We start from the raw sequence: 19,940 nt of genomic DNA, 5'->3' as shown, positions 1-19,940 counted from the left end.
TCACCTGTGCGGTGCAGGCGATTCTCGCGTCACGTGTGCGCAAAACGGGCAACGGCTTCGAATCGGGACGGCCATGCGCCCGAAGCGTGTTCGCACTCGGGGCACGCCACTTCAAAACCCTCTTCTCCGTGTGACAGCTCCGGCTCTGCATCGCAATGCGGACAATGGGCCGGCACCGGAATCTCCTGATCCAGCGAGGTGCCGATCGCGGCAAACGCCTCCGCATCCAGTTGCCCAGCATCGGCTAGGCGGCGGATCAGCGCGGCGATTTCCGGATTCATGCCGCGGCTCGCGCGCAGCGAAGTCACGTCGCGCGTCGCACGTTCCAGTTCATCGCCCTGGCTGCGCAACTGCTCTTCGAGCCGGTCGGCGCGGGCCTTGGCGGAACTCAGTTGCTGCAGGAAATCGAATTCCTTGCGCTGCACGTCGCGCAAACCGCTCTGATAGGTCGACGCCATGCTGCGCAACGAATCCAGCTCGACCAGCATCGGTTTGACGCGGCGTTCGGCCTCGGCCACCGCGTCCTTGATTTGCTGCGCGTAGTGCTCGGTGCGCTGCTGCAGTTCGGCTTGCAGCGCATCGATGCGGTCGCGCAGCGTCGCGTTCTGCGTCTGCTCGGCTTCGACGCGGCCGGCGGCCGCGGCCAGTTCCTTCTCCAGTCGAGCGACTGTGGTGAGCAACGTCGCTTCGCTGGCCGAACCGTGCGTCGTTTGCGACGCGAGCTGGACCTCGAGTTCGGTCACGCGAGCCTGCAATTGTTCGTTTTTCGCTTCGCCACGCGCGAGCGCGCCTTCGAGCGTCTCCTGGCGAACGGTTGCGTCGCGCAACCGCTGTTCGGCGTCGACAACACCGGCGCGAACCTGCTCGCGATCGCCATCGAGGCTGTCCCGCGCGGCTTTCAATGCTTCTTCATAAAGTGCGCCGAGCAACGCACCGGCCTTTTCCTCGACAGCTTTCGGGATTGCCGCACCGTCGAGCCTGACCTTGGAGGCGGAACGGATGCGCTCCCAGAAATGGTCGATGTCTTTGGGGATATCGCTGGCACTGCCGGTCTGGGTGAGATCGCGGACGTTGGCAGCCGACGGCCGGATGCCGAGATCGAAGAACAAGCGCTTGCAAGCATGCAGCGACAATTCCTGCCGTCGCGCACCGCTTGCACGCAGCGATTCCAGTTCGTCACGAATGGCTTGGCGGATTTCGTCCAGGGTCATCGCTGTGCTCACAGACATTGAAGTGTGGCAATCATAACGAAATACGTATCTATCGATACTTCTTTTGAGTTGCAGTTGTGAATTTACGTCGCTTTGCACAGAAATCAGGTCTGTGAGCCAATCCGGACGACTGTGGTCCAGGATCCCGTGAAACAAAGCGAAGAAAGTCAGCCAAGTCCTTGTCCCACAAGCATTTTCCTGCAGACCCCGAATTTTGGCATTTGTTTCACATGAACACGGATCCGATTGCCAGTGGGTGTTCAGGGGTTGGGGTGTCTGTGGAAAACTCGTCAGCCGATGTCTTGAGAGTATTAGAAGTAAACACCCTTGAACCCTTAGTTAAAAACGTTAACGCCACGGCACAGCCTTATGCTGCAAGGCTTTCCAGCCGACAAGGTGAAGTTTTACGGGAGCCAAGGTGATCTTCTGCGGGAGCTGACGTGATTGGGTTCAGGGAGCAGCGTGAGCCGTTGCGGGAAAGGTCGTGAGCGGATTCGGGAGCACAGTGAAACACGAGATTTCCCAAAGGTGAGGCTTTTCGGGGCCTCACAGCCACAGAACCCGCGCTGTGCCTGTCTGCACAGTTTTCTGCCTGTGCAGACATAGGTGAGAATTTGCGGGACCTTCTTCGCGCCCCGATTCTGCCCATCTTTTGGGCAGTTTTTCTGAAAGGTGAGGTTTCACGGGACTCCGCGGGTGTTTGGTGTGAGGCTTTCCGGGAAACGAACGCCATTTTGCACAGCAAAAGCACTCTCGGGGGCCTGTGAAGCCCTAAAGGTGAGGTTTTTCGGGAGGGGAATCCGGGTTTTCCTGCCCGGATCCCGTTGAGGTGAGGTTTTTCGGGGCCTGGATCACAGGCTGTGATTCAGGCTTTAGGTGAGACTTTTCGGGAATGGAAATTGCCTGAAAAACGGTCAAAGGTGAGGCTTTTCAGGACCTGTGAACGGCCGAATTCGCCGAAAAGCCCGCCAGGACTGGAAGAAATCTCGTTTTTGCTGTGCCACTTTTTGGCACAGGTGAGATTTTTCGGGGGCTGACATGAGGTTGTCGTATGAAGGATTTCCGGTGAAAGGTGAGGCTTTTCGGGGGATGTTGGCGACGCACAGCCAAATGCCTTCTGTGCATAAGTATCGGAAGGCATTGGGATTTTTGATACCGCGACAGTTACGGTGAGGTTTTTCGGGAGCCATTCCCAGGCCTATGGAGGCACAGCGATTTTTCGGTAAGGTGAGGGTTTTCGGGAGGCTGAGATAGGGAATCCCGCGCGTGCCGGGCATTCGTCGGTATCCAGGCGAATGAACACGCTGTGCTCGAGGTGAGTATTTTCGGGACCCGATACGATTTGTGCGCTGTACAATGCGCACCCGGGCCGGCAAAGCAGGCCCGATCGGGTCGCGCAGGCTGGTTTCGCAGGCGTCTTCCGGGATGCCGAACCCGATCACGATCTCCCGGTGAGTCGCTCCTGTACATGCATACAGGCTGATGCGGGTCGATCGGGAAGCGCGGTGAGGTGGGATCGCAACCCTGTGCCGAACTCACAGCTGCGCAGTCGTAAAATTACGACAAATCGAAAGGTGAGCCGATACGGGAGCACATTCCGCACGTGTCGTGCACAGGTGAAATTCTGTGAATCGGCGCATCCCGCAGCACGTCTGGACGAGTCCGGAACGCTGCAAATCCGGAGCGGTGAGGGTTTTCGGGAGCGCTTGGGGTGAGTGCCGTTTTGCACGTGCGCTTCACCCGCTATGGTGAGCATGTCGTTCTGGACGCACATCACCGCAGGCGCTATCCTTCCGGAAAACTTCTCCTCCGACCCGACGTATGGCCACGACGAAGCGCGCCAAGAAAACCGATGTGGATGTGGTGAGTGCCAGTTCAGCCGAATTGCGTAAGGCCGTCGAGGCGATCGCAATTCAGCCGAAGAGCGGCAAGATCACGCTCCTCACTCGCAAGCTGTTCAATGTCCTGCTGGCCGTGGCCCAGCAGGCCGACGACTCGGGCGATACGTATCGCGCGCTGCTGTCGGACATCGTTGCCAACTCCGCCTTCGATTCGAACGACACCGCGCTGGTGAAGGAACACCTGCGCCGCATGGTGTCGGTGCAGGTCGAATGGAGCACGGGGACGTCGAGCCAGAAGCCGGGCCGCAAGTGGGGGATCTCGACGCTGATCGCCGACGCGGAAATTCTCGAGGATCCGGCGACCCGCCGCGTGTGGGTTGAATTCTCGTTCGCGCCGAAGATCAAGAAGAAGCTGCTCGACCCGGTCCAGTATGCGCGCCTGAGCCTGCAGTTCCAGAGCCAGCTGCGCAGCAGCGCCGGCCTCGCGCTGTACGAAATCTGCGTGCGCTACCTGACGAACCCGAGCCACCTGACGATGCGCGAGCCGTGGGAATGGTGGCGGCCGATCCTGTCGGGTACGCCCGACACGGAAGCCGGCGACGAGGCGAAGCGCGAGTACAAGTATTTCAAGCGCGACTATCTGCGCCCCGCAATCGCGGAAGTCAACGCGGTCACCAACATCTTCGTCGAGCTGATCGAGCACCGTGAAGGGCGCCGGGTCGCGGAGATCCAGTTCCGCGTGACCGAGCGCAAGCAGCCGATGCTCGCGCTCGACGAACACCCGAACGTGTTCGACAGCACGCTGGTCGACCGGATGGTGAAGCTCGGGATCCCGCTGAAGGAAGCGCAGACGCTCTATGCGGACAGCGAGGAGAATCGCATTCGTGCCGCACTGCAGATGACCGAGCAGCGGATGCGCAGCACGACGCTGCCGCCGGTGCGCAGCGCGCCGGCGTTGTTCAAGGATGCGCTGAAGAAGGGTTATGCGCCGCCGGTCGAGTCGGTCGACGCGCTGCCTGTCGGCACGCCGTCCCCGAAGATTGCAGCGGCCCAGCCGGATGATCTGAAGGCACGCCTGCTGAGCGAGTTCGCCGCGTTCCGCCGCAAGGAAGCGAAGGTGCTGTACGAGGAGCAGGGCGACGCGGAGCGCGAAGTGGCGCGCGAGTCGTTCGAATCGGAGGCGCTGCCGACGATGGGCACGCATCTGCGCGATGACTGGCGCAAGCGCGGCCTCGATTCCAAGCTGGCCGAGACGGCCTTTTTCGACTGGCTGGCCCAGAGGACCTGGGGCGAGCCGACGGACGGCGACCTGCTGTCGTTCACGCTGAACCAGTCGCGGGCCGCCTGAGGCCCGCTCAGGCCCGCTGACGGGCCGCCGCCGGCCCCGCCCCTCAGGCGGGCGGGCCCGGCATCCTCACCAGGCCCTGCCGGCCGTTTCCATCACTCCGACAACAGCATCCGCTCGAGCTGCTCGAGGATCGCGTCGCGCTTGTCCTTCGGGAGACCGCGCAGGCGCAATTCGATGCGATCTTCGCCATACGACTTCAGGTCGCCGACCGACTTGCCGCCGAGCTTGATCTCGAGGCGTTGCGCGTAACGCTGACGACCCGCAGCCTTCGGCGTTTCCTGCGCCGCGACGCGGCCCTTGACGATGTCCGACACTTGGCGCGTGCTGAGATCGTCCGACACGATCTTGTTGATCAGCCGCAGCGTGGCCTCGGTGCCGCGCGCGTTGTGATAGCGGCCGACCTGATACGCCATGTTCGAACCGAATCGGTCGGGGCGCGCGACCATTTCCTGCATGATCGCTTCCGGCAGCTTGCCGATCGACAGCGCGACGGCCACCGTCGATTCGTCGAGGCCGAGGTGCTCGGAGAGCTCCTTCTGGCTCTGGAAATGCTTGTCGTCGAGGAAGCGGCGCCACACGACGGCGTTGTCGAACACCGTCTGCGAATCGCGCTGGACGTTGAGATCGTAGCCGAGCTTGTAGCTCTGGATGCCGATCGGCACGTCGATCACGATTGCCTTGACCGATTCCTTGTTTGCTTCCTTCAGTGCCCGCACGCGGCGGCCGCCGTCGCTGACGAAATACGTGCCCGGGGTGTCGTAATCCGGAATCACGTGGATCGCCTGCTGCTGCCCCTGCTTCGCGAGGTTGACCGCGAGTTCGGCAATCGACGATTTCAGATAGAAGTGCCGCGGATTGAACGGGCTATGCTTGATCGCCTTCAGCGACAGCTCGATCACCTGCCCCGGCGCATAGCGGTTCTCGAGACGCCACGCGCGATATTGCGTCGACTCATCGATCGACGGATCGATGGTGAGCTCGGGAGCGGGCGGCGGCGCGATGTCTTTCTTCGCGGATTTGGTCGGCGCCGGGGTGGGCGTCTCGGACTTGACGATGCCGTCGATCGCATTGAGTCGATCGAGTGCCGTGCGCTTCTCGCTCGTCGTGATATCCGGGCGCGCTTGGAATCCTTTGGCAAATTGGGAAGGTTTCATGTGACTCCTTTGTGCGCATAAAGTCAGGGCAGCATGGCGACGATTTCGTCGGCGCATGCGCGAATTTCGGATGCGGCCAGCTTGCCGCCGCGATCGTTCATCTGCAGCACGGTCTGACCGAGCGCCATTGCCTGCTTGTACGCCTCCCGGGTCGGGATCTGCGTTTTCAGCAACGGGAAGCCGAGTTCCTCGAGCGCGCGCTTGAGCTCGCGGGTCAGCATGCGTTTCTCTTCGGTCTTGTTCAGCAGGAAGACGGCCCGGAGGTCTTCGTTCATGACCTGCGCCTGCTGGATCAGTTTGACCAGTCCGACGCTCGACCAGTAATCGGCCGGCGACGACGACGTCGGAATCACGGCAATCGATGCGGCCAACAGGACCACGCCCGATACCTTCTCGGTGATCGACGGCGGGCAGTCCACGACGATGATGTCGTAGTCGTTGATGAACTTCTTGATCTCGCGATGGATCTGGCCATCGGCTTCGGCCAGGTTGACGACCGGAAACGGAATGCCGGTGTCGCTGTCGCCGGATGCGCTCGACCAGTGAACCAGTGTGTTTTGACGGTCTGCGTCGACGACGAGGACGCGCTTCCCTTTTTCATGGAACGCGGCACCGAGGTGCATGGCAATCGTGCTTTTGCCGACGCCACCTTTTTGTTGAGTGACTGCAATGATTTCCGCGGCCAATTTTCACTCCTATTTTGGTCGTTGGAATTCTACAGGACGATATTTGAATTTCAATGAAATTGTCGTTCTGCAACTACGCATTGGCCATTCGGGCTATCGGTTTATGCGCATAAACGAACAGGCGATGAGCGGTGGCTCGAGTGGATGGTGTGGCGGATGTCTGAAACGTCGCTGAGCGACTCGGGGTTTGAATCGTCGCGTGTGGGTCGTCAGGGTGAGTAGCAAGTTGCCGCAGGATCGCGGTGCACTGCCCTTTCGTTCGATGGGGCCGTCTTGCCTGAGAGCCGGGAAGTTTGTGCGCATAAAGTCCGCGGAGCCGGGGCAGTCGACCGTGCTATGGGAAGGCCGGTACTTTCATGAGCGGGTTGTGAGCGGTACGACCTGGCAGGGGATGCCGCGTCGAGGTGTGCCACTGAACCCGCGTACGTCGACACATCGCGCCATCCGGGCGCTACGTTTATGCGCATAAACCGAGAGCGATAGGCGGCGAGCGGTGAAGGATCACATCCCGACCGCGCCGGAATCCAGTGTGTGGCGATCTACCTGCGAGGCGTCACACCGAAGCAGGCATCACACCCGAGCGCCGAAATGTCCGGATTCACCGCGCCGTGGATCTCGAGGCACCTCACCCGGCACTCGCACGCTTTATGCGCATAAACCAATCGACCTACGATGCACCCGCCCGCACCTTTTGCGATCCGAAACACGCCTCGTACTGATCTGGCGTGGGGGCATTTATTCACCGTCACGCGAGTCGCTCGATAGAGTCCCGTCCACCTTTATGCGCATAAACCTACAAACTCCTTGAAGCGCATCCCGAGCAGCACTCCCCTCCCGCGGTCCGTCGCACTATCTAACCCACCTGCTTCTACAAAGTAGCGAGTCCGCGTCCACCACCCCGCCAAGCCCCCGATGCAGACTGGCTACAATACAGGGCTCTCCCCTCCAGGCCTGAATGATGATCACGATCTTCCACAACCCCCGATGCTCGAAGTCGCGCGAGACGCTTGCGTTGGTCGAATCTCTGAATACCACCGGTGCACCGGTGAATGTCGTCGAGTACCTGAAGACACCGCCGACGGCCGAGGAGTTGGAGACGCTGCATCGGCAGCTTGGCCGTCCGGTTCGCGACATGCTGCGCGACGGTGAGGAGCCGTACAAGACGCTGGATCTGGCCCGCGCCGACTTGACCGATGCGGAAGCCTATGCGGCGATTGCCGCTCATCCGATTCTGCTGCAGCGGCCCATCGTCGTTTATCGCGGCAAGGCAGCCATCGGCCGGCCGCCTGAATCCGTGCAGGCGCTGTTCGAATAATTCTTGTCTGCCGTATTTTTCTGATTGCATCAGCCCGGTGCAAGCAATAGTACAAGCACCGGCAATTGAAGCTGGCCCGATCACCGGGCAGCACGCCACTACTCACCACCGCCCGGACGATCGCCGTCACGCGATCCGGGCCTAGCCTTCCCCTGGCGACGCACTGTCATCATCGGGGGAAGGCCCCCGCCCCGCCGCCGCTTTCGCGGCCGTCCGCAGCAGCGCGATCTGCCCGCGATAGGCCCTGCAGCCGCTGCAGGTCGGCAGGTGGACGCGCACCTGCAGGCGCTCATGCAGGGTCAGATGCCGGTCGAGCGCATCCGACAGCAGTCGCGTCACGTCAGTACATTTCCCCGGCAGCATCTTCGGTCGTCAGTCCTTTTTCGCTCAGGCAGGTTCGCAGGCGCGTGCGCGCCCGATACAGCAGCACGCTGCAATGATTCGTGGTCAGCGTCAATTCGCTGCAGATGTCCGTTATTTCGACGTCGAGGAATTCGCGCATCATGAACACGCGCCCGATCTGCTCCGGCAGGTGATCGAGGCAGACCTGGAACAGCGTCCAGAACTGCTGCTGCTGCAACAGCGTTTCGGGGCGCGCCCACGGTCGCGGCTTCGCATGCGCGGCCCAGTGTCCGTTTTCCTTGAACAGCTCGCGATCGAGCACCGATTCGCCGTCGAGTTCGGCATCGAGCGCGGACAGGTTCACCGTCCGCTGCCGCGCGCGCAGCACGTCGATCAGCTTGTTGCGCAGGATACCGAACACCCAGGTCTTGTGTGCCGACAGCCCGGCGAAATCACCCGCGTGCGACCACGCGGCGGCGAGCGCTTCCTGCACGGCGTCTTCGGCCGCGTCGGCATCACGGAGCTGGAGTCGCGCGAAGCGCAGCAGGTCGCGCCGCAGTTGCGCGAGATAGGCGGGGTCGTCGTAGGCGGACGGCATGTCTGGGTTGCGGTGTCTCGAGGCAAGCGCATTTGCGCCCTCAAATGGGCGCGTCGCGGTGCGAGCAGCTTACTGGGCGCGGTGCGGGCCCGCAATGCATGTTCCGTCACGAATTCACGAAACCGGCCGGCGCGCTGCGCTATGCTTGCCGAGAACCCTGTGTCGCGTGTCGGCGACGACGCGCGGCGGGCAATCTGTAACGTCAGAACATAACGGCCGAGTTATCCACAATTTCTGTGGAAAACCTTGTGGAAAGTCGGCCGGACGGCCCCGTGGGGCGGTTCGCGGGCTGGCTTGCCTATAAACAGACCTTTGTCGCTCGTTCGGAAGCAATCGGTCCGATTCCTCACTCACCGGAAGGAGAATGCCATGTCCTATCGCATCGCTGTGGTCGTCGGCAGCCTGCGTCGCGCTTCGTCGAACCGCGCGCTCGCGCACGCCGTGATCTCGCTCGCCCCCGCCGATTTCTCGTTCGAGTTCGTCGAGATCGGCGAACTGCCGCTGTACAGCCAGGATTACGACGCGGATTTCCCGGAAGTCGCGAAGCGCTTCAAGCAGTCGATCGAAGCCGCTGACGCGCTGCTGTTCGTCACGCCCGAGTACAACCGCTCGATTCCGGGCGTGCTGAAGAATGCGCTCGACTGGGGCTCGCGCCCGTGGGGTTCGAATTCGTGGTCGGGCAAGCCGGGCGCGGTGCTCGGCACGTCGCCGGGCGCGACGGGCACTGCCCTCGCGCAGCAGCACCTGCGCAACGTGCTCGCGTACCTCGACGTGAAGACGCTCGGACAGCCCGAGATGTTCATCAAGCACGATCCGGCGCGTATCGACGACCAGGGCCAGATCGTCAGCGAAGATACCCGCAAGTTCCTGCAGGGCTTCGTCGATCGCTACACGGGCTGGGTGCGCTTGCTGAAGGCGGCCTGAGCGTCGCACCCCTTCACGACGCCGGCGCCGGCCCGCACGCAGCGGGTCACGTGCCGGCGTGCCGCGCGTGTCGTGCGTCGCGCGCTTCGCGGATGCCCAGCAGGATCTCGTCGAGCAGCGCGATGTCGAACGGCTTCGACAGCACGCGGACGTTGACAGTGCGCGTGCGGTCGAGCTCCTCCGCGTAACCTGTGACGAGAATCACGGGCAGTTTCTCCGGCCGCTGCTCGACCGCTTCGGCGAGGTCGATGCCGTTCAGGCGGCCCGGCATGTGGATATCCGAAATCACGAGGTCGAACGCGTCGTTCGCGGCTGCGCCTTCGATCAGGCGCAACGCGTCGTCGGCGGTGGGTGCGTAGGTCACGCGGTGCCCGAGCAGCGACAGCAGCGCTTCGGTGCCGGCCGCGACTTCGCTGTTGTCCTCGACGAGCAGCACGTGCAGGCCGGCGAGCGCGCCCGCCCCCGCTTCATGCACGACCGCCGGCGGCCGTGCGACGACATCCTCGGCCCGCGCGCGCGGCAGGTAGAGACGCACCGACGTGCCGGCACCGACCGCGCTGTCGATCGTCGCGAGGCCGCCCGAGCGTTCGCAGAACGCGAACACCTGCGGCAGGCCGAGTCCCGTCCCCATCCCCTGCGCCTTCGTCGTGAACAGCGGTTCGAACGCACGCGCGAGCACGTCTGGCGCCATGCCCGAACCCGTATCGTCGAGCGAGATCTGCACGAAATCGCCGGTCAGCGGAAAGCCGTCCTCGCGACGCAGCGTCACGTTGCGCGCGCCGACCGTGAAGCGGCCGCCAGTCGCCATCGCGTCGCGTGCGTTGACCGCGAGGTTGATCACCGCGAGCTCGAGCTCCGCGACGTCGACGCGGATCGGCCAGACGGCGGGCTCGATCGCGACGACCAGCGACGACTTCGAACCGAGCGACGTCTTCAGCAGTTCGCGGCACGTGCCGACCCATTGCCCGACGTCGATCGTCTCGTTGTGCAGCGGCTGCTTGCGCGCGACACCGAGGAGCTGGCGCGTGAGCGACTGCCCGTTCTTCAGCGCGCGTTCGATCGCGCCGAGTTCCTTGTCAAGATGCTGGACCCCGCGCCGCCGCACGATCTGCACGTTGCTCGAGATGATCATCAGCAGGTTGTTGAAGTCGTGCGCGACGCTGCCGACGAGGTTGCCGAGCGCCTGCATCTTGCGCGACTGCCGGTACGCCGATTCGATCGAGCGCCGCATCGACGCCTCGGCCTGCCAGCGGTCCCACGCCTCCTCTTCCGCCTTCAGCCGCTTGAGCGACAGCCAGATCACGGACCACAGCGCGATCGACGGCGCGAACATCGAGATGAACAGCACGCTCAGGTGTTCGTACCATTCATGCCAGATCGCCGACGTGCGGTATGCGCACGTCACGTACACGGGATAGCTGCCGACCTGGCGATACGCGACGATCTCGCTGCTCCCGCCGTCGTGGCGCACGCGCACGATGCCGGCGCGCGGATCGTTGCGCGCGTCGCCGAACGTGACCGAGCGATCGGTGTGCGCGAGTGCCGGCGGCGGCGGATACGATGCGATGACCGCGCCGTCCGAGCGCGCGAGCGCCATCGTCATCGGCGTGCTCGCGCCGCCGAGCAGGTCGCGGTAGAACGCGTTGAAATACGATGACTTCAGCGCGATCGACACCATCCCGGCGAACGAACCGTCGCTATGGCGCCGCGCGACGCCCGTGTTGAACACGGGAATGTTCTCGAGCTTGAGCGGCCCCATCATCAGCCGCGAGATGTGTTCGATGACCTTGCCGTCGCGGATGCCGGCGAAGTCGTCGCGATTCGCGATCGACGCGTAGGGCGCCGGATAGTAGAGGCTGTTCGCGAGCAGCATCCCGCTTGCGCCGAAGATCGACACCGCAGCCACTTGCGGATAGCCGCCACCGATCGTGTTCAGCGCTTCGTGGATGTCGGACTCGCGGTTGCGCACGGTCGCATCGTCCATGTCCTGCACGAGATCGACGATGCGCGCATCGAGCGTTTCGCTCAGGTCGAACACCTTGAGCGCGTGCTCCTCGGCCACCCGCACGGTGCGCATCGTCACGTCGCTCGCGGCGGCCTCGCGCGTCTTGAGATCGTTGTACGCCATCACCACGACGTAGATGCAGGGGAGCACGATCGCCGCGACGAGCAGCACGATCAGCGTCACGCGGCGCACCGCGAAATCGTGCTCGGGCGCACCGGACGCATAGTTGCCGTCGTCCTGCCAGTCGTCGGTGGGTGTAGAGGCGGGAGCGTGGGAATCGGCGGGCCGGTCGGACGTCATTGAAGAAGCGGGTGAGGCGGAGGTGCCTGCCATCATAAACGAGTTGCGGCGGCCCGCCGCACGGCCCCGGACGCACGCAATCCTGTCGATTCCGACAGGGGGAAACTGTCAGATTGAAAACGCGACGAATCCGGCAGCGCAAACGTACACAAGGAAAAATTTTGCGTGCTTATCTCGAAAATGGTCATGGCTGTTTTCAGAATGGCGCGTGTTCGGACCAATTTTGTTCGAAATGGTGAAAATGGCGAGTTGCATCGCCTCCGGTTTACTCCGAGAATCGCGCCTTGCTTTCCCTATGACAGATATATGCGCCCGCCGGCGTTCGCCGCGCGGTGCGTCGCGCGCACCTGCGTCGCGGCGCCCGCGCGCGGCCGCAAGACGGTTGCCCGCGCCCGAACGCATTGGCGCCTCAAGAAGCGCGCCGCGCGGTCGTTAACGCGAGAGAGACCACTCCGTATACCGCTTCGCTCCATGCCTTTGCCGATTGTAATTGCCGACGATTCGCTGCTCGCTCGCAAACTTCTGACAAAGGCGCTGCCGGGAGGCTGGGACGTCGAAGTCGCGTATGCCGCGAATGGTCGAGAGGCCCTGGCGCTCTATCGTGACGGCAAAGCTTCCGTAATGTTTCTGGACCTGACGATGCCCGACATGAGCGGATATCAGGTCCTGGAGACACTGCGCCACGAAGATCTGAACACGTTCGTGATCGTGGTATCCGCCGATATCCAGCCGCAGGCGCAAGCACGCGTGCGCGAATTGGGCGCGATCGCATTCGTAGCCAAGCCCGTGACGTCGGAGGCATTGCTGCCCATTCTCAAGGAGTATGGGTTGTATGCCTGACTCGGTGTTCACGGCGGAGCAACGCGACGCGTTGCAGGAGATCGCCAACCTCGCAATGGGCCGCGCCGCCGCGCGGCTTGCGTTGTTGCTCGGGCACTTCATCGAGCTGTCGGTGCCGCGCGTGCGGGTCGTGAAAGCGTCCGACGCGGGCGACGCGCTGCGCGAGATGACGGGCATTCACGACAACGTGACCGCCGTGCGCCAGGGCTTTCGTTCCGACATCAAGGGCGAAGCGATCGTGCTGTGCCGCACCGCGAGCATCGCGCGGCTCATGTCGGTCGTCGACCGCACGTTCGGCGACGGCGTGTACGGCGGGATGGCGACGCCCGACGAAGTCGTGTTCGACGTCGCGAACGTGCTGATGGGTGCGTGCGTCGCGTCGATCCTCGACGAGCTCGGCCGCAAGCCGGTGTTCTTTCCGCCGGGGCTGCTCGGCGCGAACGTGTCGTTTGACGACGTCTTCCAGCCGACCGAGCTGGCATGGAGCGTGGCATTGCTGCTGGAAGTGAACTTCGGGCTCGAGGACCATGCGTTCCGGGCCCACTTCGTGATGCTGATGGCCGAGGATTCGATCCGGCTGATGGGCGACGCGCTCGACGCGTTGCTGTCCGCGCTATGACGGCCGCCACCCCGTCGCTGAGCGACCTCGTGATCGAGCGGGTGGGCTTCGGCCTGTTCGTGCTCGACCGCACGATGACCGTGCTGATGTGGAATCGCTTCATGCAGGACCACAGCGGCATCCCGGCCGCCGACGTGATCGGCCGCAACCTGTTCGACTGCTTTCCCGACCTGCCGCGCGCGTGGCTGTCGCGCAAGCTCGAGAGCGTGTTCCAGCTCGGCAGCTTCGCGTTCAGCTCGTGGGAGCAGCGGCCCTACCTGTTCCGCTTCGAGCACGACCGGCCGATCACGGGCGGTGTCGACTACATGCAGCAGGACTGCACGTTCATGCCGCTCACGCGCGGCCGCGACGTCGAGGCGGTGTGCGTGACGATCTCGGACGTCACGCATGTGAGCGTGATGCAGCGCGAGCGCGAGGAAGCGGTCGCGAAGCTGCGCGAACACGCGAACCGCGACGGCCTGACCGGCATCGCGAACCGGCGCTTCTTCGAGGCGCGGCTCGGCGACGAATTCGCGCGCTGGCAGCGCTACGGCGGCGACATGTCGGTGCTGCTGTTCGACCTCGATCACTTCAAGACGATCAACGACCGTTTCGGGCATGCGGCCGGCGATGCCGTGCTGCGCGAGACCGCGCGCCGCGTCGCGTCGATCGTGCGTGCGCAGGATACGTTCGGCCGCTTCGGCGGCGAGGAATTCGCGCTGCTGCTGCCGTGCACGAATCTCGATGAGGCGATGCTGGTGGCCGACAAGGTGCGCGATGCGATCGGCAGCATGCCGGTCGATGCCGAGGGTGTCAGCGTGCCGGTGACGGCGAGCGTCGGCGGCGCGTGTGCGAAGACGGGCGCACCGACCTGCGACGTGCTCGTCAACGAGGCCGACGCCGCGCTCTATCGCGCGAAGCGGCTCGGGCGCGATCGGTCGGTCGCGTACGCATAGGCGGCGCATCCGCCCCGCTGTGCGCGGAGCGGACGAGCACCGGGCTCAGCTTTTCGCGATGTCGGCCAGCACGCCCGCCAGGACGGCCGGCTGCGACATGAACGGCGAATGGCTGCTGTCGAGCTGGTGCACGTGGGTCGGGTTGCCGGGCGCGAACGCGTCGGCTTCGTCGATGAAGCGCTGCTGGAGCGCGGGCAGGATCACGCGATCCTGCAGGCACTTGATGTAGTGGCGGTCGATCGCGCCCCAGCGTGCGGCTGTCGTCGGGATCGCGGTCGCGAACGGCGCGGCCGGCACGTCGCAGGTCATCAGGTTCGCGACGGCCTCGAAGTCGGCCTGCGGCACGTCGTCGTACAGCGCGCGCTTCGCGAGGTCGCGATACGCGGCGTCGCCACTGCGCGGATCGATGCGCAGCGCACCGGCGACGCGCGGGCTCGCCAGCATCAGCGGGCCGAGCATTTCACCCTTGTTTTCAGGGGCCCGCACGTAGTCGAGGCCCGGCACGCCCGACGCGGGCATGAAGGCCGCGAGATAGACGATCTTCGCGATCTTTTCCGGCGCGCGTTCGGCGGCCGCCGTGATCGCGAGGCCGCCCATGCTGTGGCCGACGAGCACGACCTTGCCGTGGCCGAGCGCGTACGCGTCGTCGACCGCCTGCATCACTTGCGTCGCGTAATCGTCGAGCGTCGTGTTCGCGACCGGCGACGGCTCGGCGCCGAACGCGTCCTTGTCGAGCGGGCGTGCGAAGTAGGAAGCGGGAAAGCGGGCATTGATGCCGTGCGCGGGCAGGTCACGCGCGATCGACAGGTGGCCGCGCGCGGCCAGCGCGGCCGCGACGTGCGCGTAGCTCCACGCGCCGTGCCAGGCGCCGTGCACGAGTACGAAAACGGGATGATCGGACTGCGGGGTGGCGCTTGCGTTCGTCTCCATGGTGTCCGGGTCTTTAGATTTTGAGAAAGGTGTCATCTTAGACGAACCCGCGTGCGCCCAGACGGGCCGGATTCGATCTGTCCCTCTTGTCTCGTGCAGGCCACATTTCGTCCGTATCCGATTTGAATTTATCCCGAAGCACGCTAATTTGTTGCTTTGCCTGCGATTGCACCCCATGAACGTCGACTACCTCTTCTACCGGAAGCCGGACAAACCCGGCCCCTATTCGCTCGACGACCTGGGCGACATCGCGCCGCCGATCGGCCCGGGCGACCTGGTGCGCGCGGGCATCGCGCGCGTGTTCGCGCAGATCGACTGGCAGGAATCGCCCGATGTGCCGGGCGCGTGGTTCGGCACCGGCGGCGCGGTTTTCCAGTTCACCGCGGAGCCCGACGGCGGCGTGACGAGCTTCATGGGTTCGCGCCTCGAACGCCGCTCGATGCTGCAGCTCACGCGCGAAATGGGGCTCATTGCGCTCGACCTGCAGCGCGACATCGTTTACGGCTGAAGCGCCGCCGGCGCCGGTTTCCGCCCGGGCCGGCCGCGCTTGCCGGCCAACGGCTTCCGGCCTGCCGCCGCACGCGGCGCGTGTCCGCCATCGAACTTCAAAGATTGCTATACTTTCGCCCAATTCCGGCTTCCGGCCGGTAATTTGTGCCTGTCTGCGTCGATCGTTCGCATATCTCGCACGCATTTGACACCCTGACCATCCCAGCCGGGCATGGCTTCTTCAATCGCCCCGCGTGGGTGTCTCCGTGGAGCTCGTCTTGGCCGTTTCCAATTCCGTCGTGGACGAACAAGAAACCGACGCCGCTGCCGTCACATCGGGCAGTTCTTTCTATCTTGCGATGCGCATCCTGCCGGCCGTGCAGCGCGATGCGATGTTCCAGGTCTACGCGTTTTGCCGCGCGGTCGACGACATCGCCGACAGCGACCTGCCGCGCGCCGAGCGCAACGCGGGCCTCGACCGCTGGCGCGCGGACATCGACGCATGCTTCGCCGGCCGCCCGCCGCGCCACCTGGCCGCGCTCGACCGCGAGATCCGCGCATTCAACCTGCAGCGCGACGATTTCCACGCGATGATCGACGGGATGGCGATGGATGCGGTCGAAGACATCTGCGCGCCCGACGAACCGACGCTCGACCTCTTCTGCGATCGCGTGGCGAGCGCGGCCGGCCGGCTGTCGGTGAGGATTTTCGGGATGCCGGAAGCCGAAGGGATCAAGCTGTCGCATCACCTCGGCCGCGCGCTGCAACTGACGAACATCCTGCGCGACATCGACGACGACGCGGCGATCAACCGTTGCTACCTGCCGCGCGAGCTGCTCGCGCGCGAAGGCATCGCGATCACCGACCCGGCGACGATCGTGCGCGATCCGGCGCTGCCGCGCGTGTGTGCGACGCTCGTCGAGCGCGCGCTCGAGCACTTCCGCCAGGCCGATGCGGTGATGGATACCTGCGCGCGTGCGCAGGTGAAGGCGCCGCGCATCATGTCGGGCGCGTATCGCTGCATTCTCGAAGCCGCGATCGCACGCGGCTTTGCGTTCCCGCGCGCGCCGCTGCGCAAGCCGAAAGCGCGCATGCTGATGATCGCCGCGCGCTACGCGCTGTTCTGAGCCGACCGAGTCGATGCCCAGGACCGTCCACGTGATCGGCGCCGGCGTTGCCGGCCTGTCGGCCGCGGTCGAGCTGCAACGTCGCGGGCGACGCATCGTGCTGCACGATGCGCACGCGCATGCGGGCGGCCGCTGCCGCTCATGGTTCGACGGGACGCTGAACACGACGCTCGACAGCGGGCTGCATGTCGCTTTCGCGGGGCAGCCGGCGACGCAGCGCTACCTGCGCGCGATCGGCGCGGCCGACCAGCTCGCGGGGCCCGCGCTGCCTGAATTTCCCGTCGTCGACGTCGCGTCGCAGCAGCGCTGGACGCTGCGCTTCGGCAACGGGCGCTGGCCGTCGTGGCTGTTCGATGCCGCGTCGCGCGCGCCGGACACGACACCGCTCGACTACCTCGCGCTCGCCCCGCTCGCGTTCGCGCGCATGGGCCGTTCACTCGCACAGACGATGCGATGCGACGGCATGCTGTGGGAACGTTGGCTGCGGCCGTATTTCCTCGGTGTGCTGAACGTCGAGCCGCGCCATGCGAGTGCCGAACTCGCTCGTGCGGCGCTGTGCAGCACGTTTGCCATGGGGGCACCCGCCTGCCGTCCGCTCGTCGCGCGCCACGGCCTCGGCAGTGCATTCGTCGAACCGGCGCTGCGGATGCTGCAGCACGGCGGCGCGCAGATCCGGCTGAACTCGCGGCTCGACGCGTTCGAATTCGGCGCGCACGGCAATGCGGTCGATGCGGTCTCGGTCGGCGGCGAGCGGATCGATCTCGCACCGGGCGACGCCGTCGTGCTGGCCGTGCCGCCCGAGGTCGCGCAGCCGCTCGTGCCCGAACTCACCGCGCCCGACACGTTCAGCGCGGTCGTGACCGCGTATTTCGCGGCCGAAGCGCCGGCCGGCAATCCGCTGCAGACGTCCGTGGTCAACGGTGTCGTCGATGCGGTGCGCACCGGCGGCGGCCAGCTCGCGGCGACGATCCGCGACGCGGGCCGCTGGCTCGATACGCCGCGCGACACGCTCGCGCAGCGCATCTGGGAAGACGTCGCGCGCGTGACCGGCGCGAACCCGGAAACCATTCCCGCGTGGCAGCTCGTCGTCGAGCCGCGCGCGGGCTTTGCGGCGGTGCCGTCGCAGGAAATGAAGCGTCCGGCCGTGCGTACGCGCTGGACCAATCTCGTGCTGGCGGGCGACTGGATTGCCACCGGCTTGCCCGCCACGATCGAGGGCGCGATCCGCTCCGGCCAGCTGGCCGCGGACGTGCTCCAGACACAATAAGAGAGGGACCGATGAACGATCTCACCGAAATGGCTACCCTGTCCGCCGGCACCGTGCCGGCGGGCGTCGACACGGCCGTCGCGCGTGCGACCGATGCGCTGCTGGCCGCGCAGAACGCGGATGGCCACTGGGTCTACGAACTCGAAGCCGATTCGACGATTCCCGCCGAATACGTGCTGCTCGTCCACTATCTCGGCGAGACGCCGAACCTCGAGCTCGAACAGAAGATCGGCAAGTATCTGCGCCGCATCCAGCAGGCCGACGGCGGCTGGCCGCTGTTCACTGATGGCGCACCGAACATCAGCGCGAGCGTGAAGGCGTATTTCGCGCTGAAGGTGATCGGCGACGACGAGAACGCCGAGCACATGCAGCGCGCACGCAAGGCCATTCACGCGATGGGCGGCGCCGAGATGTCGAACGTGTTCACGCGCATCCAGCTCGCGCTGTATGGCGCGATTCCGTGGCGCGCGGTGCCGATGATGCCGGTCGAGATCATGCTGCTGCCGCAGTGGTTCCCGTTCCATCTGTCGAAGGTGTCGTACTGGGCGCGCACCGTGATCGTGCCGCTGCTCGTGCTGAATGCGAAGCGCCCGCTCGCGAAGAACCCGCGCGGCGTGCGCATCGACGAGCTGTTCATCGATCCGCCCGTCAACGCCGGGCTGCTGCCGCGCCAGGGCCACCAGAGCGCCGGCTGGTTCGCGTTCTTCCGCGTGGTCGACCATGCGCTGCGCGCGGCCGACGGCCTGTTCCCGAACTACACGCGCGAACGCGCGATCCGCCAGGCCGTGTCGTTCGTCGACGAGCGCCTGAACGGCGAGGACGGCCTCGGCGCGATCTATCCGGCGATGGCCAACGCGGTGATGATGTACGACGTGCTCGGCTACGCGGAAGATCACCCGAACCGCGCGATCGCGCGCAAGTCGATCGAGAAGCTGCTCGTCGTGCACGACGACGAAGCGTATTGCCAGCCGTGCCTGTCGCCGGTGTGGGACACGTCGCTCGCCGCGCACGCGCTGCTCGAAACGGGCGACGCGCGTGCCGAGGACGCCGCGATCCGCGGCCTCGAATGGCTGCGCCCGCTGCAGATCCTCGACGTGCGCGGCGACTGGATCTCGCGCCGCCCGCATGTGCGGCCCGGCGGCTGGGCGTTCCAGTACGCGAACGCACACTACCCGGACGTCGACGATACGGCGGTGGTCGCGGTGGCGATGGAGCGCGCGCAGAAACTCAAGCAGAACGATGCGTATCGCGATTCGATCGCGCGTGCGCGCGAGTGGGTCGTCGGGATGCAGAGCAGCGACGGCGGCTGGGGCGCGTTCGAACCGGAAAACACGCAGTACTACCTGAACAACATCCCGTTCTCGGATCACGGCGCACTGCTCGATCCGCCGACGGCCGACGTGTCGGGCCGCTGCCTGTCGATGCTGTCGCAGCTCGGCGAGACGCCGCTGAACAGCGAGCCGGCGCGTCGTGCGCTCGACTACATGCTCAAGGAGCAGGAACCGGACGGCAGCTGGTACGGCCGCTGGGGGATGAACTACGTGTACGGCACGTGGACGGCACTGTGCTCGCTGAACGCGGCCGGCCTGACGCCGGACGATCCGCGCATGAAGCGCGGCGCGCAGTGGCTGCTGTCGATCCAGAACAAGGACGGCGGCTGGGGCGAGGACGGCGACAGCTACAAGCTGAACTATCGCGGCTTCGAGCAGGCGCCGAGCACCGCGTCGCAAACCGCCTGGGCGCTGCTCGGCCTGATGGCGGCCGGCGAGGTGAACAACCCGGCCGTCGCGCGCGGTATCGACTACCTGATCGCCGAGCAGAATGAAGAGGGCCTGTGGGACGAGGCGCGCTTCACGGCGACGGGCTTCCCGCGCGTGTTCTACCTGCGCTACCACGGCTATCGCAAGTTCTTCCCGCTGTGGGCGCTCGCCCGCTATCGCAACCTGAAGCGCGACAACACGACGCGCGTGACGTTCGGGCTGTAACGCGTGGCGCCGCAACCCACCGGC

General features: G+C 64.9%; 17 protein-coding genes. 10 read left to right on the top strand and 7 right to left on the bottom strand.

What is annotated here, in order from left to right; translation table 11 throughout:
* Positions 1-29: 29 nt before the first annotated feature.
* The gene (locus G3O06_RS09065) at positions 30-1,211 is read right to left on the bottom strand and encodes a DNA-binding protein (RefSeq protein WP_174974386.1); all 1,182 of its coding nucleotides are present in this window, start codon (positions 1,209-1,211) and stop codon (positions 30-32) included.
* Positions 1,212-3,032: 1,821 nt separating this feature from the next.
* Here G3O06_RS09065 and G3O06_RS09060 point away from each other — a divergent pair.
* On the top strand, positions 3,033-4,400 hold the full coding sequence (locus tag G3O06_RS09060; RefSeq protein ID WP_174917983.1) for a replication initiation protein: 1,368 nt from the start codon (positions 3,033-3,035) through the stop codon (positions 4,398-4,400).
* 92 nt (positions 4,401-4,492) lie between these two features.
* Here the strand turns inward: G3O06_RS09060 and G3O06_RS09055 are convergent, their stop codons facing one another.
* Together G3O06_RS09055 and parA are read right to left on the bottom strand one after the other, a co-directional pair.
* A complete protein-coding gene (locus G3O06_RS09055) occupies positions 4,493-5,554 on the bottom strand; it encodes a ParB/RepB/Spo0J family partition protein (RefSeq protein WP_205815781.1) in 1,062 nt (353 codons plus the stop codon).
* Positions 5,555-5,577: 23 nt separating this feature from the next.
* A complete protein-coding gene (gene parA / locus G3O06_RS09050; protein ID WP_174917985.1) occupies positions 5,578-6,240 on the bottom strand; it encodes a ParA family partition ATPase in 663 nt (220 codons plus the stop codon).
* Between the two features lie 958 nt (positions 6,241-7,198).
* Between parA and arsC the strand changes: the two genes are divergently transcribed.
* A complete protein-coding gene (gene arsC, locus G3O06_RS09045; protein WP_205815805.1) occupies positions 7,199-7,555 on the top strand; it encodes an arsenate reductase (glutaredoxin) in 357 nt (118 codons plus the stop codon).
* A gap of 141 nt (positions 7,556-7,696) precedes the next feature.
* On the opposite strand, the gene G3O06_RS09040 is transcribed toward arsC, so the two are convergent.
* Together G3O06_RS09040 and G3O06_RS09035 are read right to left on the bottom strand one after the other, a co-directional pair.
* Positions 7,697-7,918 (bottom strand): zf-HC2 domain-containing protein, encoded by a 222-nt coding sequence (locus G3O06_RS09040; RefSeq protein WP_174984150.1) that lies wholly within the window; start codon positions 7,916-7,918, stop codon positions 7,697-7,699.
* Positions 7,896-8,495: an RNA polymerase factor sigma-70 gene (locus G3O06_RS09035; protein ID WP_174918638.1), complete on the bottom strand. Its 600-nt coding sequence runs from the start codon at positions 8,493-8,495 to the stop codon at positions 7,896-7,898. The genes G3O06_RS09040 and G3O06_RS09035 overlap by 23 nt, the downstream gene beginning before the upstream one ends.
* A gap of 369 nt (positions 8,496-8,864) precedes the next feature.
* Between G3O06_RS09035 and G3O06_RS09030 the strand changes: the two genes are divergently transcribed.
* On the top strand, positions 8,865-9,419 hold the full coding sequence (locus tag G3O06_RS09030) for an NAD(P)H-dependent oxidoreductase (protein ID WP_175000100.1): 555 nt from the start codon (positions 8,865-8,867) through the stop codon (positions 9,417-9,419).
* A gap of 46 nt (positions 9,420-9,465) precedes the next feature.
* On the opposite strand, the gene G3O06_RS09025 is transcribed toward G3O06_RS09030, so the two are convergent.
* The gene (locus G3O06_RS09025; protein ID WP_205815780.1) at positions 9,466-11,724 is read right to left on the bottom strand and encodes a hybrid sensor histidine kinase/response regulator; all 2,259 of its coding nucleotides are present in this window, start codon (positions 11,722-11,724) and stop codon (positions 9,466-9,468) included.
* 471 nt (positions 11,725-12,195) lie between these two features.
* Here G3O06_RS09025 and G3O06_RS09020 point away from each other — a divergent pair, with 471 nt between their 5' ends.
* Genes G3O06_RS09020 through G3O06_RS09010 form a run of 3 tightly spaced genes read left to right on the top strand, consistent with a single transcriptional unit; the run spans position 12,196 to position 14,118 of the window.
* Complete coding sequence (locus tag G3O06_RS09020; RefSeq protein ID WP_039344648.1) at positions 12,196-12,564, top strand: response regulator; 369 nt, start codon at positions 12,196-12,198, stop codon at positions 12,562-12,564.
* Positions 12,557-13,183 carry a chemotaxis protein CheC gene (locus tag G3O06_RS09015; RefSeq protein WP_174974378.1) on the top strand — a complete coding sequence of 209 codons (627 nt, stop codon included), beginning with the start codon at positions 12,557-12,559 and terminating at the stop codon, positions 13,181-13,183. The genes G3O06_RS09020 and G3O06_RS09015 overlap by 8 nt, the downstream gene beginning before the upstream one ends.
* A complete protein-coding gene (locus tag G3O06_RS09010; RefSeq protein WP_174984155.1) occupies positions 13,180-14,118 on the top strand; it encodes a diguanylate cyclase in 939 nt (312 codons plus the stop codon). The genes G3O06_RS09015 and G3O06_RS09010 overlap by 4 nt, the downstream gene beginning before the upstream one ends.
* Before the next feature lie 45 nt (positions 14,119-14,163).
* On the opposite strand, the gene G3O06_RS09005 is transcribed toward G3O06_RS09010, so the two are convergent.
* A complete protein-coding gene (locus G3O06_RS09005) occupies positions 14,164-15,048 on the bottom strand; it encodes an alpha/beta fold hydrolase (RefSeq protein WP_011353631.1) in 885 nt (294 codons plus the stop codon).
* 175 nt (positions 15,049-15,223) lie between these two features.
* Between G3O06_RS09005 and G3O06_RS09000 the strand changes: the two genes are divergently transcribed.
* The 4 genes from G3O06_RS09000 (at position 15,224) to shc (ending at position 19,916) form a co-directional block, all read left to right on the top strand.
* Entirely contained in the window at positions 15,224-15,556 is a 333-nt protein-coding gene (locus G3O06_RS09000) for a hypothetical protein (RefSeq protein WP_174918643.1), read from the top strand.
* A 259-nt stretch (positions 15,557-15,815) separates the two neighbouring features.
* Positions 15,816-16,664, top strand: a complete 849-nt coding sequence (hpnD, locus tag G3O06_RS08995; RefSeq protein ID WP_166891082.1) for a presqualene diphosphate synthase HpnD — start codon at positions 15,816-15,818, stop codon at positions 16,662-16,664.
* Positions 16,665-16,677: 13 nt separating this feature from the next.
* Positions 16,678-17,931, top strand: coding sequence for a hydroxysqualene dehydroxylase HpnE (gene hpnE, locus G3O06_RS08990; protein WP_174974371.1), 1,254 nt, complete (start codon positions 16,678-16,680; stop codon positions 17,929-17,931).
* A gap of 11 nt (positions 17,932-17,942) precedes the next feature.
* Positions 17,943-19,916 (top strand): squalene--hopene cyclase, encoded by a 1,974-nt coding sequence (shc, locus tag G3O06_RS08985; protein WP_174918646.1) that lies wholly within the window; start codon positions 17,943-17,945, stop codon positions 19,914-19,916.
* The last annotated feature ends 24 nt before the right edge of the window (positions 19,917-19,940 follow it).

Source organism: Burkholderia sp. Ac-20345, from assembly GCF_017104825.1.
GTDB lineage: Bacteria > Pseudomonadota > Gammaproteobacteria > Burkholderiales > Burkholderiaceae > Burkholderia > Burkholderia lata_B.
The sequence above is the reverse complement of the archived record's forward strand: the minus strand, read 5'-3'. Positions and strand labels throughout refer to the sequence as shown.